The 15,204-nt window shown below is 44.8% G+C and carries 12 protein-coding genes and 2 tRNA genes; 11 read left to right on the plus strand and 3 right to left on the minus strand.

The window, feature by feature from the left end:
* The first annotated feature begins 20 nt into the window (after window positions 1–20).
* From KUA46_RS14065 to KUA46_RS14075, 3 genes are all read left to right on the plus strand, one after another.
* Entirely contained in the window at window positions 21–1,100 is a 1,080-nt protein-coding gene (locus KUA46_RS14065) for a fimbrillin family protein (RefSeq protein ID WP_218487150.1), read from the plus strand.
* Window positions 1,101–1,306: 206 nt separating this feature from the next.
* Window positions 1,307–2,113: a starch-binding protein gene (locus KUA46_RS14070; protein WP_218487149.1), complete on the plus strand. Its 807-nt coding sequence runs from the start codon at window positions 1,307–1,309 to the stop codon at window positions 2,111–2,113.
* A gap of 9 nt (window positions 2,114–2,122) precedes the next feature.
* The gene (locus KUA46_RS14075) at window positions 2,123–5,383 is read left to right on the plus strand and encodes an alpha-amylase family glycosyl hydrolase (RefSeq protein ID WP_218487148.1); all 3,261 of its coding nucleotides are present in this window, start codon (window positions 2,123–2,125) and stop codon (window positions 5,381–5,383) included.
* A 54-nt stretch (window positions 5,384–5,437) separates the two neighbouring features.
* Here the strand turns inward: KUA46_RS14075 and KUA46_RS14080 are convergent, their stop codons facing one another.
* Window positions 5,438–6,502 carry a M20 family metallo-hydrolase gene (locus KUA46_RS14080; RefSeq protein ID WP_218487147.1) on the minus strand — a complete coding sequence of 355 codons (1,065 nt, stop codon included), beginning with the start codon at window positions 6,500–6,502 and terminating at the stop codon, window positions 5,438–5,440.
* 130 nt (window positions 6,503–6,632) lie between these two features.
* Between KUA46_RS14080 and KUA46_RS14085 the strand changes: the two genes are divergently transcribed.
* From KUA46_RS14085 to KUA46_RS14110, 6 genes are all read left to right on the plus strand, one after another.
* Window positions 6,633–8,441, plus strand: coding sequence for an AMP-dependent synthetase/ligase (locus tag KUA46_RS14085; RefSeq protein ID WP_218487146.1), 1,809 nt, complete (start codon window positions 6,633–6,635; stop codon window positions 8,439–8,441).
* Between the two features lie 39 nt (window positions 8,442–8,480).
* Entirely contained in the window at window positions 8,481–9,608 is a 1,128-nt protein-coding gene (prfB, locus tag KUA46_RS14090) for a peptide chain release factor 2 (protein WP_022120221.1), read from the plus strand.
* A 21-nt stretch (window positions 9,609–9,629) separates the two neighbouring features.
* The gene (locus tag KUA46_RS14095) at window positions 9,630–9,779 is read left to right on the plus strand and encodes a hypothetical protein (protein ID WP_218487145.1); all 150 of its coding nucleotides are present in this window, start codon (window positions 9,630–9,632) and stop codon (window positions 9,777–9,779) included.
* 4 nt (window positions 9,780–9,783) lie between these two features.
* A complete protein-coding gene (locus KUA46_RS14100) occupies window positions 9,784–10,284 on the plus strand; it encodes a CYTH domain-containing protein (protein WP_006847608.1) in 501 nt (166 codons plus the stop codon).
* 166 nt (window positions 10,285–10,450) lie between these two features.
* The gene (locus tag KUA46_RS14105; protein ID WP_006847607.1) at window positions 10,451–11,815 is read left to right on the plus strand and encodes a sodium-dependent transporter; all 1,365 of its coding nucleotides are present in this window, start codon (window positions 10,451–10,453) and stop codon (window positions 11,813–11,815) included.
* Window positions 11,816–11,908: 93 nt separating this feature from the next.
* On the plus strand, window positions 11,909–13,264 hold the full coding sequence (locus KUA46_RS14110) for a sodium-dependent transporter (RefSeq protein ID WP_218487144.1): 1,356 nt from the start codon (window positions 11,909–11,911) through the stop codon (window positions 13,262–13,264).
* A gap of 36 nt (window positions 13,265–13,300) precedes the next feature.
* Here the strand turns inward: KUA46_RS14110 and KUA46_RS14115 are convergent, their stop codons facing one another.
* Both KUA46_RS14115 and KUA46_RS14120 read right to left on the minus strand, forming a co-directional pair.
* Entirely contained in the window at window positions 13,301–14,143 is an 843-nt protein-coding gene (locus tag KUA46_RS14115) for a helix-hairpin-helix domain-containing protein (protein ID WP_218487143.1), read from the minus strand.
* Between the two features lie 192 nt (window positions 14,144–14,335).
* Window positions 14,336–14,411 (minus strand) — tRNA-Pro (locus KUA46_RS14120).
* Window positions 14,412–14,566: 155 nt separating this feature from the next.
* On the opposite strand from KUA46_RS14120, the gene KUA46_RS14125 reads away from it, so the two are divergent.
* Window positions 14,567–14,639: transfer RNA gene (locus KUA46_RS14125), tRNA-Phe, on the plus strand.
* A 200-nt stretch (window positions 14,640–14,839) separates the two neighbouring features.
* Window positions 14,840–15,196 (plus strand): subtilase, encoded by a 357-nt coding sequence (locus KUA46_RS14130; protein ID WP_218487142.1) that lies wholly within the window; start codon window positions 14,840–14,842, stop codon window positions 15,194–15,196.
* Window positions 15,197–15,204: the final 8 nt, after the last annotated feature.

Raw genomic sequence — 15,204 nt, forward strand, 5'->3', positions numbered from 1 at the left:
GAATTAATAGATATAATAAGATGAAGTTTCTTCGTTTAGCCTTTTATGTTTTGATAGCACAGCTGGTATTATCTGGTTGTGCTGGCGAAGGCATGGAAGAAACTTCAGCTTCATCTTCTGAAATCAACTTTGATGCTTATCTTGGTACGAATGCGTCAACCCGTGCTGGAGAAACCAATCTTGCTTCTCTGAAAGGTACGGCGTTTAACTCAGGATTTGGTGTCTTTGCAAGGCACAAACATGCTGATGGGTCAATTTCTGATATGATGGATAATGAACACGTAACCTGGAAAGAAGATAGATGGGAATATACAAATATTCAATACTGGCCAGATAAGGATTCTGTGTATTTCTATGCCTATGCTCCTCATATTGATGGAGTAAAACTGGTTAATGCCCCCGGGGAAAATAAAACCAATCTAACTTATATAGAGTTTAATTCTTCTGTTAATCCTGTAGATTTGGTGTGGGCAGTAAAAAAGAGAGAAGTACCAAAATCTCCGACTTCTGCCAGTAAAGTGGATTTTAAGTTTAAGCATGCTTTAGCCCGTTTGGCATTTGATATCACAGTCAATCAGCAATTAGAGGAAAATGGTGCTGTGGTAAAAGTTGAGGAGGTGAAACTGTATGGAAAAACAGATGAAGAAGGGGCTTTGGATGTCAAGGGCTACCTGAATCTGGCAGACGAAAGAGATAATGTGTTCTGGGGGTGGTCTGTTGTCAAAGAAGAAAGTAAAAGAGTGATTTATACTTGGACTCCTCCCGATACTGAAGATGGAGGCGACTTAAAGTTAACTGCTTCTCAGTTAGACCATACATGTGCAAAAATAGAAAATGATCCCAATTCTTATCTCTATGTGATCCCTCAGGAAAAGAAAGAGGCATTTTATCTGCAGATTACTTATACGGTACAGCAGGGAACTTCTCAGAATAGGGTAAAGGTAAAGAAAAATCTGTTAGATGTTAATAATCCTTTTAATTTTGAAAAGAGGAAGACATATCTCCTTCATTTGAAACTTTCGCTTGGTTCTACCAAATCTCGCTCAAGCGCTTCTGAGGACTGTTCTGTAACTATGTCTGTCAGTAGTATTCCGGAATAGCAAAGAAAGAATCTGAATGCGCTAGGGCGTAGCGCTAATAATATAAATATTATTAAGTCAGAAAATAGAAGGCAATCGCTTGCAAATTGTGCAAACGATTGTCTTTTTTTTATGCTATTTATTCAACTTTTCTTCATCTGTTTTTCAAAAAGTATTCTTATTTTTGCCGACGAAATCTTATAATTTAAACTTAATACATTTTGTTTATGCAGAAATTTTATACGTTGATTTGTACACTGGTATTGCTGCTGAGCATGACTTTCATGGCTCCAGTTTCAGCACTTGCGGTAGACTATACACCAGTGGTAACGGAAAATGAAATCTCCGTGTTCTTGGAAACAAGTTATGACAATGCCAAGATTTGGGCCTGGAATGACAAGGTTAAACAGTTTACTACTGCTGAGTGGCCTGGAGATGCCATGACCTTGATGGGAACTAAAGATGGCAAGAATGTCTTTAAATGGACTTATACAGGAGGAACAGAAATCCCTACAGGTGTGATTTTTACTCATGATGGTGATAAGCTGAATGGTGGTGATCAGGAATTCAAGAATCATGGATATTACGTAGAAGGTAAATTCACCAAGACCATTGAGACTGCTCCTGCAGGCAAGGTAAAGGTGTTCTTTGATAATGCAATAGAGAACCTGAAGAATGTATATTGCTATATTTATAACGGAACTGAGGCTTCTGTAGAATGGCCTGGCGTGAAGATGCAGCTCGACGAAGAGACTGAGTATAACGGCAAGAAAGGCTATTATTCTTTGGAGGTTCCTGCTGCTTTCCTTACAGGTTGTTTCGTCATCAATAATGGCGAAGCAGGTTCAACTCTTCAGGGAGAAACGGTTTATGTAAACGGTAAGATTGTTACAGCCATAGAGAATACTACCATCACAGCTGTGAAGAAGACAACCGATGATGCCTGGTATTCTATCACAGGTGTCCGTATCAAAAAGCCTACTCAGCCAGGACTCTATATTCATAATGGTAAGAAAGTAATCATCAGAAAATAATAGCAGATTATGAAAAAGACAATCAATTATGGTCTTCTGATGTTGGTGATGCTGTTCACCATGGCATCCAACATCTTCGCAGACAACAAATATGGTCTTAAAGACAATATTCAGGATGGTGTCATCCTTCATTGTTTCGACTGGACGTTGGCAGATATCCAGGAAGAAATTCCTAATATCGCCAAGGCAGGCTTTACTGCAGTTCAGACTTCTCCTGTTCACGAAAGAGCAGGTAAAGGATCCGTCTGGTATGATGTTTATCGTCCATACGACTTTAAGATAGGTAATGGTCTTGGTACTGAAGCTGACCTGAAGGCTCTCTGTGCTAAGGCTCATGAGTATGGTGTTAAGGTGATTGTGGATGTTGTTGCCAATCATACCGATTATGGTAACGTGGCTGAACGCTTACTGGATGAGAGTCTTTATCATGAACGATTTGGTGTGGGTAACTGGCACGACCGTCATCAGGTGACATTTGGCATGATTGGTATGTGGGACCTCGATACCAACAATCCTACTGTGCAAGCCATCATCAAACAATACATCCAGGATTTGAAGGCCTGTGGTGTGGATGGTATACGTTGGGATGCTATCAAGCACATTGGTTTGCCTTCTGAGGGTGACTCTTTTATGCAGAATGTGGTGGATCAGGAGATGTACAACTATGGTGAGATCCTTGACAGTACTGGTGGTGATGATAATGTCCTTTTCCCAGAGTATCAGACCTACATGAGCATTACTGATAATGGTTATGGTAATGGATTTGCCAATTCCTTTGCCGGTGGTTCTATCAACGAGTCTGTAGGTAATTTCAATCAGAGAAAGGCAAAGACAGAAAAGTTGGTTTATTGGGGTGAAAGCCATGATACTTATGCCAACGATGGTGGTGAGTCAAAGAATAAAAGCCAGAATGTTATCGACCGTGCGTATGCTGTTGTTGCAGGTAACAATGGAGCTACCGCTCTTTATTTCTCCCGTCCTGCTCAGAAGGCAAAGAATGATATCAGATTTGGCGATAAGGGAAGTGTTCACTTCAAAGATGCCGAAGTGGCTCAGGTAAACCACATGCACAATGTTTGTGCCGGCGAGCCTAACTATTATGTAAAAGGTAATGGCGTTTGTGCTCAGGTTCGTAAGAGTGGCGCTATTATCGTATTGGGAAGTGGTTCTGACCGTGACGTGACTGTAGCCAATGGTGCTGGCGACGGCAAGTGGCTCAAGTCTGGTACTTATAAGGATATGGTAGGCGGTGGTGCTTTCACCGTCAATGCTTCTACAATCTCTGGTCATGTTGGCGAGTCAGGTATTGCTGTCATCTATAATGCTGGTCCTGTCGTGCTGACTCCTGAGGTTGTTTTCAATCCAGCTGATGGTACAGCCTTCTCTGATGAGTCTCTCACTGTGACTGCTACTCCTTTGAATGCTGTTTCTGCCTGGATTCAGGTGAATGATGGTGCTAAGCAGACTTTTACTGCAGCCAAGCAGTTTACTGTAGGTGCTGATGTTGCCTATGGTAAGAATGTCACTATCACTTGGGGTGCAACCGACAAGGAAGGCAAGACAGAAACAGGTTCGGTCACTTACAAGAAGGTGAAGGCTTACGTTCCAGAATTGGGTAAGGCTGATGAAATCTCCTGTTTCTTGGAGACATCTAATGCGGCAGCAGCCGTATATGTATGGAATGACAAGGTTAGTCCTGTAATTCAGCATGCTGGTGCATGGAATGATGCTATCAATAAAAAGTTGCCTCTTGTAGGTAAGAGTGTTTCTGGAAAGAATGTCTTCAAGTGGACTTATGATGGCACCGAGACAAGTGCTCCTACTCAAATCATTTTCTTGGATGGTAATGGAAATAAGATAACTGCTGACGTGGAGTTTGTCAACCACGGCTACTATGTTGACGGAACATACAGCAATACTGTGACCAAGGTACATGAAGATGAGATCGTTGATCCAGAGTATGTTTACTTCGATAACGCTTCCAACTGGGAGAATGTGTATTGCTACTTCTATAATGGTAAAACATCTTCTTCTGTATGGCCAGGTGTAAAGATGACTTACGATGCTTCTGCTTCTCATAATGGTAAGACAGGATGGTATAAGGCAACGATTCCTACAGCATACCTCAATGCTAAGTTCTTTATCAACGATGGTACTCCTGGTACTGCTATCAATGGCGCAAATGCTTCTGCTGAAAAGGTAGTAAACAAAGGTGCTGTAGTGGCACCAACTCCAAACCCAGAACCAGAGCCTGAGCCAACTCCAGAACCAGAGCCAGAGCCAACTCCAACTCCAGAACCAGAGCCAACTCCAACACCTACCCCTGATCCACAGAATCTGGATGCTCAGTATCAGACCAATCCAAATGGTGCAGGTGTTAAGAAAACCATTACTGTAGATGGTGACATCAGCGATTGGGATGAGAGTATGATTATAGCACAGGGTGCTGCCAATGACGACCCACGTGTATATATGGATGCTGCCATGCACGAGATTCCTGTCGATCTCTATGCGCTTTATGGTTGCTATGACGATAATAACCTCTATCTGATGTGGGAGATGACCAACGTTCAAGATGTGGTAGCTCCAGAAGCTGATTACCCACTCAGTAATAATGGTGTCCTGTTCCCTAATTACAATATGCCATTCTTTATCGGCCTCAACACCAACAATGCCTCTACAAGAATAGGTAATAGTTGCAAGACTACAGCAGGTGGAACTCTATGGGATAGTGGCATTACTTGCGAAAGCCCAGTTAACAAAGTGGTGGTTTTCTCAACCAACAATACCAATGGTCCATTCATTTATGGTGGAAGCAGCGCTGGACTGAATGCTTTGGAAGAGGTTGCCTATAAAGAGACAGGCATTGTTGTGAAGTATGGTATGGGTATTCTCAGCAAAACGATAAAGGGTATCAAAGAATGTTATGGAGAGTCACAGAACCGTCTTGTCGGTGATATGACAAAGGGTACATCTACTTATGTCGATTTCAATACCTTAGGACACGAGTCTTCCAAATACGATTTCCATTATGAAATCTCGATTCCTTTAGCTAAGCTTGGTGTTACAGCTGCCGAAGTGGCAAGCAAGGGATTGGGTGTGATGTTAGTTTCTACCTTTGGTACAAGTGGTATGGACAGTCTGCCTTACGATACAAGTATGAGCGACAATGCCGATCAGCCTTATTCAAGAGATCCTTCTACTACAAAAGAGAAGGAAGATGACGACAATATCACCGTTCCTTTCGCTTATATTGGCAAGTCCTTGTAATGTTATATAGATAAGGTATAATAAATAATATAATAGATGAATAGAATTGAGCTCTTAGATGGCAGCGCCATCTAAGAGCTCTTTGTATTTGGCAATAGCATCAGCTATTTCGCTTATTCTGATAAACTCATCTGCGGAATGGGAGCGGGAAGACTCGCCAGGACCCAGTTTGAACGAAGGGAAGTGCATCAGGGCCTGGTCGCTGAGGGTAGGACTGCCAAACGGCGTCATGCCCATGGCTATGCATTTCCTGATAAGAGGATGCGCCGGGTCGATGCGGGATGACTTCAGACGGAAACTGTGCGCCTTCACCTCGCTCTTCAGGTGCTGGCAGATAAACTTGTAAACCTCCTCGTTGTCGTAAAACTCGTTGGTGCGGATATCCACAAGCATCGTACACTTATCCGGAATCACATTGTGCTGGGTTCCGGCATTCACTACGGTAAGCGTCATCTTGGTAGGTCCCAGGAATTCGCTTACCTTCTCAAACTTATAGTCACGAATCCATCGCATATCATCCAATGCCTCGTAGATAGCGTTTACGCCCTCGTTGCGGGCAGCATGACCGCTCTTTCCGTGAGCAATCACATCCAGCACCATCAGTCCCTTTTCGGCAACAGCCGGGTTCATGCCGGTAGGTTCACCTACGATGGCAAGGTCGATATGCGGAAGTAAAGGCAGGGCACGGGTAATGCCATCCTTTCCCGACACCTCTTCTTCGGCAGATGCCAGATAGATAAGATTATACTGCTGAGGCTTTGCGGTCAGCATTCTGAATATCTGGAGGAGCGAACAGAGTCCGCCGCCGCAATCGTTGCTGCCCAAACCGTAAAGTACACCCTCTTCTACATCCGGTGAAAACGGGTTGCGTGTCCATGAAGCCACAGGCTTCACGGTATCGATGTGAGCGTTGAGCAGCAGGGTAGGTCGGCTCTCATCGTAATGAGGGTCGATCATCCAGATGTTGTTCGCCTCACGATGAGGTTCGAAACCATATTTGCGGATGGTCTGCTCCATGATGTCGGCAGCCTCCTTCTCGTTTCTGCTTACAGATGGGGTGGCGATGAGCTTTTTCAGCAAATCCACGGCATCGCTTACATATTCTTCTTGTGTCATCATAATCTCCCTATTTTTTGATTTCGAGGGCAAAGATACGAAAAAAAGAGCAGATAAAGTGGAAAAAATATCTTTTTATTTTGTGTTCTTGACAAATTCTATTATCTTTGCATCAGAATATAAATATAAGCTTATGCAGATTAATAGTCATCTTTCGGTACTGGTACATAATCTCGCCAAGAAATGGGGAGAGAAAACTGCTTTAACTTTCAGAAAGTTTGGCAGCGACCAGTGGCAATCGGTTTCATTCAACCTCTTTTCCTTAAGAGTGAAACAAGTGAGCAATGCCCTCCTGAATCTTGGGGCTAAACCTCTTGACAAAATCGCTGTCTTCTCGCAGAACTGTGTGCATTATCTGTACACCGACTTCGGTGCGTACGGTATCAGAGTAACCTCTGTGCCTTTCTATGCCAACAGCAGCGAGCAGCAGATTCAATATATGATTAATGATGCGCAGATTCGCTTCCTCTTTGTTGGCGAACAGGAGCAGTATGACAAGGCTCACCGTATCTTTGCCCTCTGTCCTTCTCTGGAGCGTATCATCATCTTCGATTCAAGCGTGCGCATCAGTACACATGACCCTGCTGCCCTCTATTTCAAGGACTTCCTGAAGTTGGGTGAGAATCTTCCTCGTCAGACGGAGGTAGAGGAACTCTACAAGCAGGCAAGTATGGATGACTTGGCTAATATCCTCTATACCAGTGGAACAACTGGAGACAGCAAGGGCGTGATGCTGACCTATAGCCAGTATTATGCTGCTTTGAAGGCAAACGATGAGTGCATTCCTGTTACCGAAAAGGACCGTGTCATCGATTTCCTTCCATTCACCCATATCTTTGAGCGTGGATGGGCATATCTCTGCTTGAGCGAAGGTGCCGAACTCATCATCAATACTTATCCTCATGAAATTCAGGAGAGTATGAGAGAGATGCATCCTACCTGTATGTGTAGTGTGCCACGTTTCTGGGAGAAGGTGTATATCGCCGTAAAGGCAAAGATGGATGATGCCGGTCCTATCCAGAAAAAGCTCTTCTACCATGCCTTGGCAGTAGGAAAGAAGCGGAATATAGAATATCTGGCAAACTGCAAGCGCCCTCCTCTGACATTGGAGTTGGAATATCAGATTATCAACAAGACCGTTTTGAGCATGGTTCGCAAGCAGTTGGGCTTGGAAAAACCGAATATCTTCCCTACAGCGGGTGCTTATGTAAGTCCGGAAGTAGAGGAGTTTGTTCATGCCATCGGTATCAATATGGTGGTGGGTTATGGTTTGACCGAGAGTCTTGCCACCGTATCCTGCGATCATTCTGACAAGAAACGCAGTCTGGGTTCTGTGGGTCGCCCTATCTCCTGCATTCAGGTAAAGATAGGTGAGGATAATGAGGTGCTCCTCAAAGGTCCTACCATCACTCCGGGATATTACCATCGTGATACCACCAATGCGAAGGCATTCGACAAGGATGGATTCTTCCATACCGGTGATGCCGGCTACTTGAAGGACGGCGAGCTTTATCTCACCGAGCGTATCAAGGACCTGTTCAAGACATCCAACGGTAAGTATATCGCTCCGCAGCAGGTAGAATCGTTGCTCCTGGTAGATAAGTTTATCGATCAGGTGGCTGTGATTGCCGACCAGCGCAAGTTCGTATCAGCCCTCGTCGTTCCAGAGTTCCGTCTCGTGGAGGACTGGGCACGTGAGCATCATATCGCCTTCACCTGCCGTGAAGATTTGTGTGCCAACGAGAAGGTGCAGAAGATGCTGATGGACCGTATCCAGATTCTCCAGCAGCATCTGGCTTATTATGAGCAGATTAAGCGCATTACCCTCCTGGCTCACCACTTCTCTATGGAGTCGGGTGAGTTGACCAATACCTTGAAGATTCGCCGCCCTATCATCAACAAGAACTATAAGGCGGAGATTGACAAGATGTATGAGGAGTAATCATAAAGTTTAAAGTTAAACGTTTATAGTTAAGAGTTAATGATTACAGCTGACCAGTTGAAGGATGTGATGGACAGAGCTGACGCTCTGCATCACTATCTCAATATAGACCAGAAGAAAGTAGAATTTGAAGAGGAGCAGCTCCGCACCCAGGCTCCTGACTTCTGGGAAGACCCGAAGTATGCTCAGGAGCAGATGAAGAAAGTGAAGGGCATCCAGAAATGGCTCGACGGTTATAAGACTGTACGTCTTTATGCTGATGAACTGCAGCTTGCCTTCGATTTCTATAAAGACGAAATGGTAACCGAGGAAGAGGTGGATGCCGATTATGCCAAGGCGATAAAAGCCATCGAAGACCTGGAGTTGAAGAACATGCTTCGCCAGAAGGAAGACCCGATGGACTGCGTGCTCAAGATTAATTCCGGTGCCGGTGGTACAGAAAGCCAGGACTGGGCACAGATGCTGATGCGTATGTATATGCGCTGGGCTGAGGCTCATGGCTACAAGGTAACCATCACCGATATGCAGGAAGGCGATGAGGCTGGTATCAAGAGCGTGACCATGACCATCGAGGGCGGCGAGTACGCTTATGGCTATCTGAAGAGCGAGAACGGTGTGCACCGACTGGTGCGTGTTTCTCCTTTCAATGCCCAGGGAAAGCGAATGACCAGTTTCGCCAGTGTCTTCGTAACTCCGCTGGTAGATGATACCATCGAGGTATATGTCGACCCAGCCAAGCTCTCCTGGGATACCTTCCGTTCGAGTGGTGCCGGTGGTCAGAATGTGAATAAGGTGGAGTCCGGTGTCCGTCTGCGTTATTGGTATACTGACCCTGATACCGGCGAGGAAGAAGAAATCCTCATCGAGAACACCGAGACCCGTGACCAGCCAAAGAACCGTGCCAAAGCCCTGTTGCTCTTGAAGAGCCAACTCTACGACCGCGCCATGAAGAAGCGTCTGGAGGCTAAGGCTAAGATTGAGGCCGGTAAGAAGAAGATAGAGTGGGGAAGCCAGATTAGAAGTTATGTCTTCGACGACCGTCGTGTGAAAGACCACCGTACCAACTATCAGACATCGGATGTAGATGGCGTGATGGACGGCAAGATCGATGATTTCATCAAGGCATACCTGATGGAGTTCCCTACGAATGATGACGAACAACAATAATAATCTAAAAAATATACGACTATGAGTGGAAATAAAGACTTAAGAAGAGCCAAACATGAGGCTTATCAGAAGAAACAGGCTGCAAAAGGCGAGAAAGTAATCAAGTGGATATTTATAGGATTGATAGTCCTTGGTATGCTATTCGCCATCTATGCAACATCATTAGTATAAAACAATGAGTGGATTAGAGATAGAAAGAAAATTCCTCGTTAAGAAGGGCGACGCTTACAAAAGCGCCGCCTTTTCTTCTAGTCATATCCAGCAGGGATATATTCCTGCCGAGGGGGCTACGGTGCGGGTTCGCACACGGGATGAGAAGGCTTACCTTACTATTAAGGGCAAGTCGGTAAATGGCGGTATGACCCGCTATGAGTTTGAAAAGGAGATAACGATGGACGAGGCGCAGCATCTTCTGCAACTTTGTCAGGGTGGCGTCATCGATAAGCGTCGCTATCTTGTGAAAAGTGGCAGTCATACCTTCGAGGTAGATGAGTTCTATGGCGATAATGAAGGTCTGGTCATGGCAGAGGTGGAGTTGGCTAGCGAGACCGAAGCCTATGAGAAACCTGATTTCATCGGTATGGAGGTAACAGGTGACAAGCGATTCTACAATTCGCATCTCTTGGGCAATCCTTTCTCGAAGTGGCGTGATACCTTGCCGGCTGAATATCGTTAGAAAATGTATCGAAAAAGTCATTTCTGCGTCCTAAAACGGACTAAATAGCATAAATATTACTAAATTTGTGTTTTTGCTTTCAAATAATTCATTTATTTCAGAATTATTTTATAATTTTGCACGAAGAAAAATTAAAAAGTAAGAAAATAGTAATAGAAAGATAGAAATGACTGATTCAAATAGAGGAAGTTTTGGTAGCAAGATTGGATTGATTCTTGCTACAGCAGGTGGCGCCGTAGGTTTGGGTAACGTATGGCGCTTCCCTTATATGGCTGGTCAGGAAGGTGGCGCAGCCTTTATTCTGGTATACATCGGAAGTGTGCTCCTGTTGGGCATTCCATGTATGATTTCTGAGTTTATCATCGGCCGTCATGGTGCCTCAAATACCGCACGTGCCTATACCAAACTCTCTAATGGTACGGCATGGAAGTGGGTAGGCTATCTTGAGGTGCTTACCGGTTTCCTGATTACGGGCTATTATGCGGTGGTTTCGGGCTGGTGTCTGCAGTATGTCTATGCCAGCATCATGGGCGAACTGCATGGTGACCCTACCTTTGTGGCGAATTACTTCAAGGAGTTTTCTTCTGATCCTGTGCGTCCGGTTATGTGGACGGTAGCGATATTCCTGATTTGTCATTTCGTGATTATTCATGGTGTGCGCGGCGGTATAGAGAAGGCTTCTAAGGTGATGATGCCTCTCCTGTTCATCCTGCTTTTGATCATTGTGGTAGCAGCTTGTCTGTTGCCGGATGCTGGTAAGGGCGTGGAGTTCCTGTTGAAGCCTGATTTCGGAAAGGTAGACAGAAACGTATTCCTGAATGCCTTGGGTCAGTCGTTCTATTCTATGAGTATCGGTATGGGCTGTATCTGTACTTATGCCTCTTACTTCAGCCGTCAGACCAATCTCTTTAAGAGTGCTTTGCAGATTTCCATCATCGATTTGCTGGTAGCAGTACTGGCTGGTCTGATGATTTTCCCTGCAGCCTTCTCTGTAGGAGTATCACCGGATAGTGGTCCTTCGCTCATCTTCATCACTTTGCCGAATGTCTTTAATCAGGCGTTTGCATCGTTACCTGTATTGGGATGGATCATCTCGCTGCTCTTCTACGTATTGCTGTCGGTAGCTGCCTTGACCTCGCTGATGTCACTTCATGAGGTGAATACTTCTTTCTTCTATGAGGAGTTGAAGATAGACCGCAAGAAGGGTGCTACCATCGTTACGGTTTCCTGTGCCATCATCGGAGCCTTCTGTTCGCTCTCTTTGGGTGCAACAGATAAGCTTTCGTTCTTCGGAAAGGCGCTGTTCGATTGGTTCGACTTCGTTACGGGTCAGATATTCCTTCCTCTGGCAGGATTCCTTACCTGTCTGTTCCTGGGCTGGTATGTACCTAAGCAGATCGTACAGGATGAGTTTACGAACTGGGGAACCTTGAAGGGCCGTCTCTTCGGTATCTATCTTTTCCTGATTAAGTTCGTTTGTCCTGTCCTCATCTTCCTGGTATTCCTGAACCAGTTTGGTGTCTTCGGATAAAGTATTTGTAATCGGATATAACTATATATAATAAGGTGTAGCATCTGCCGTTTCGTCGGAAAAAACAAATACTACACATTAAAGTTTTAGATAATGGAAACAAGAGGAAATTTTGGTAGTAAGTTGGGCGTTATTCTTGCCACAGCCGGCTCGGCAGTCGGTTTGGGTAATGTGTGGCGTTTCCCTTATATGGCAGGTCAGAATGGTGGCGCCGCCTTCATTCTCATCTATTTGGTATGTATCATCCTGCTCGGATTGCCTGGCATGATGAGTGAATTCATCATCGGCCGTCATTCCGCTTCTAATGCAGCCCGTGCTTATACCAATCTGGGTAAGCACAAGGCTTGGGGTGCTTTGGGCTTGATGGGCATCATCACCTCTATGATTATCCTGGGTTTCTATGCCGTAGTGGCTGGCTGGTGCCTGCAGTATCTCTATGCCAGTATCATGGGCGGTGTTCATGGCGACGCAGCGTATGTGAAGACCTATTTCCAGACCTTTGCAGCCGATCCTATCCGTCCTACCTTATGGGCAGTAGGTTTTATCCTGCTTACCCACATGGTGGTAGTACGCGGAGTGCGCAATGGTATAGAGAAAGCATCCAAGATACTGATGCCTATGCTCTTCTTCCTGTTGATTGTGATTGTGATAGCTTCCTGCTCTCTGCCGGGAGCGATGAAAGGAGTGGAGTTCCTGCTGAAGCCGGATTTCTCTAAGGTAGATGAGAATGTGTTGCTCGAAGCGCTGGGACAGGCGTTCTTCTCTTTGAGTATGGGTACGGCTTGTCTGTGTACTTATGCCTCTTACTTCAACAGACAGACCAATCTCTTGAAGTCGGCTACTCAGATTGTGACCATTGATACGGTAATCGCCGTATTGGCAGGTTTGATGATATTCCCTGCAGCCTTCTCGGTAGGTGTGCAGCCAGACAGCGGTCCTTCGCTCATCTTCATTACCTTGCCAAACGTATTCCAGCAGGCTTTCGGTAACATGCCGGTTGTCGGTTATGTGATTTCGGTGTTGTTCTATGCTTTGCTTGTATTGGCAGCCCTGACTTCTACCATCTCGATGCACGAGATAGGTACTGCCTTTATTTATGAGGAGGGTAAGATAAGCCGTGCCAAGGGAGCCTGGTTCGAGACCATCGTTTGCAGCATCATAGCCGTATTCTGTTCGCTCTCTCAGGGTGCCGTACCTGATTTGGGCTTCTTCGGCAAGGATTTCCTGAGCAATTGTGACAACTTTACTGCCCAGCTGCTCATGCCGTTGAGTTCATTCATCACCTGTCTGTTCCTGGGATGGTATGTGCCAAAGAAGATTGTGCGTGATGAGTTTACCAACTGGGGAACCCTGAAGGGAACTCTCTTCCCAGTCTTCCTGTTCACCATCCGTTTCATCTGTCCAATCTGTATTTTCCTTATCTTCCTGCACCAGTTTGGTGTCATTTAGCAAAACCGGCAAACTTGCAGACAGGCTATCTTGCCCCTAGTAGGCAAGATACGGCTTGATTCTTTCTATTTCGGCAGGTGGAAAGTCTTTGAGGAGACGCAGCTCTTCAGCACTTTTCAGCGGACCATGGGTTCTGCGGTAGTTTACGATTTCCTTTGCCTGGTAAAAGTCCAGGTAAGGATGTTTGCGCAGTTCGGCTAAACTGAGCTGGTTGACATTCATTTTCCGGATATGTTTTGCATCAATATTCATATAGTGGAGGGCTGTCTCGGGCACGCCTTCCACTTCTTGTATCTGGCTCATGGAAACGAAACCGCCTAACCGCTCTCTGTAACGGATGATGCTTCTGGCATAGTAAGAGCCTATGCCGGGAATTTTCTGCAGTTCGGTCGTATCAGCAGAATTGATGTTGATATACTGACCTTCTTTCAGTTTTCGTGGATAACTGTATTGGGTAGAGTCTTTCTTCCTTTCTTCTCTGGTTCTTATAGCCGTCTCTTGATAGCCGTAATTGTATCTTTCTCTTGGGTAAAAGTTGGCAGCCGGCTGGTAGTCTTTACCAATTCTGATAAAGGGCAGCAGTTTTTCGAATTGTTTCTTGGTTAGTCCGTAAACCCGTGCAAAGTCTCTAGGTGTCCTGAAGATACCTCCTTTATTTCGATATTTGATGATGTTTCTGGCTTGCCATGATTCCAGTCCCAGCCGTTGGAAATCAGATTGGCTTGCCGTATTGGGGTCAAAGGCGAATACTTCGCTCGACTGAAGTCCTTCGTCATAATAGCCTGGCTGTTGCCGCGTGGCATGTCTGATGATACTATCGTTATGGGCTTGTTGCTTTTCTGAGGGCATAGTTTCTTTAGAACCTACAATGAAAATCATTGTGGTACTGACAACGAGCAGGGTTAGGATTACGAGTAATGCTCGCCGTTCATGGTAATTGATATAAAAAAAATCCTTTAAAAACTTCATAGGCTTACGGATTTTTTAGTTCTTGTGAAACCGAAATCTCGCCGACCATTTTGGCCACGACCTAGGCAAATCCTCAGTGCTTACGGCACATCTGACGGCTTTTGGTCGGGATTACTGGACTCGAACCAGCGACCTCATCGTCCCGAACGACGTGCGCTACCAACTGCGCTAAATCCCGATATCTGCTGCAAAGGTACATTAAATAATGGACAACACCAACAAAAATAGACTTTTTTATCTTTTTTTGAAAGAAATTTCCCGAAAAATTTGCAGGAACCAGAAAAAAGTATTACCTTTGCACCCGCAAATGATAAATCGCGATTTGTAAAAGTTGGTGCCATAGCTCAGTTGGTAGAGCAAAGGACTGAAAATCCTTGTGTCCCCGGTTCGATTCCTGGTGGTACCACTTCTTTATGAGACTGAATCTTCGTAACAGGATTCAGTCTTTTTTTATGCCCTTTTTTATAATATTCCATTTTACACTTATGAAAACGTTTGCGTAAGAAAAATGTGTCAGGATGTTTTAGAATAGATATTTTTTCACTACTTTTGCATTGTAAAATTCAAAAACAAACCAAAAAATAAATCTAACAAACATTCATCAAAATGAAAAAAGCTTATTTATTATTGTTGGCTGCAATGTTATCTACGGCAACATTTGCCGGCAGCAAACAGACGGTTAAGATTGATGGTCTGCTCATAGAAAAGACTGTCTCAGAGATTACCTTCGATGGCGACAATGTTGTTCTTCAGTATGCAGATAATACATCTGATCAGGCAGACATGTCGCTCGTAACCCTTTCTTTCACTTATCAAACTACCGGCATCAGCCAGGTAGAAGGCATTAAGCAGGCATTGCAAGGTAAGGTTTATAACCTTCAGGGCCAGTATGTAGGTTCTTCCCTCCAGGGTTTGTCTAAGGGTGTTTATATTATTAATGGTAAGAAAGTAATCATCAAGTAAAAAAGGAG

The organism is Segatella copri, from assembly GCF_019249765.2.
GTDB lineage: Bacteria > Bacteroidota > Bacteroidia > Bacteroidales > Bacteroidaceae > Prevotella > Prevotella copri_K.

Excerpts from the sequence above, each read along its gene's own strand:
- KUA46_RS14100 (WP_006847608.1), top strand. The coding sequence starts at position 9,784 with ATGAGTGGATTAGAGATAGAAAGAAAATTCCTCGTTAAGAAGGGCGAC.
- KUA46_RS14080 (WP_218487147.1), bottom strand. The coding sequence starts at position 6,502 with ATGATGACACAAGAAGAATATGTAAGCGATGCCGTGGATTTGCTGAAA.
- KUA46_RS14130 (WP_218487142.1), top strand. The coding sequence starts at position 14,840 with ATGAAAAAAGCTTATTTATTATTGTTGGCTGCAATGTTATCTACGGCA.
- KUA46_RS14110 (WP_218487144.1), top strand. The coding sequence starts at position 11,909 with ATGGAAACAAGAGGAAATTTTGGTAGTAAGTTGGGCGTTATTCTTGCC.
- KUA46_RS14085 (WP_218487146.1), top strand. The coding sequence starts at position 6,633 with ATGCAGATTAATAGTCATCTTTCGGTACTGGTACATAATCTCGCCAAG.
- KUA46_RS14065 (WP_218487150.1), top strand. The coding sequence starts at position 21 with ATGAAGTTTCTTCGTTTAGCCTTTTATGTTTTGATAGCACAGCTGGTA.
- KUA46_RS14095 (WP_218487145.1), top strand. The coding sequence starts at position 9,630 with ATGAGTGGAAATAAAGACTTAAGAAGAGCCAAACATGAGGCTTATCAG.
- KUA46_RS14070 (WP_218487149.1), top strand. The coding sequence starts at position 1,307 with ATGCAGAAATTTTATACGTTGATTTGTACACTGGTATTGCTGCTGAGC.
- KUA46_RS14075 (WP_218487148.1), top strand. The coding sequence starts at position 2,123 with ATGAAAAAGACAATCAATTATGGTCTTCTGATGTTGGTGATGCTGTTC.
- KUA46_RS14115 (WP_218487143.1), bottom strand. The coding sequence starts at position 14,143 with ATGATTTTCATTGTAGGTTCTAAAGAAACTATGCCCTCAGAAAAGCAA.
- KUA46_RS14105 (WP_006847607.1), top strand. The coding sequence starts at position 10,451 with ATGACTGATTCAAATAGAGGAAGTTTTGGTAGCAAGATTGGATTGATT.
- prfB (WP_022120221.1), top strand. The coding sequence starts at position 8,481 with ATGATTACAGCTGACCAGTTGAAGGATGTGATGGACAGAGCTGACGCT.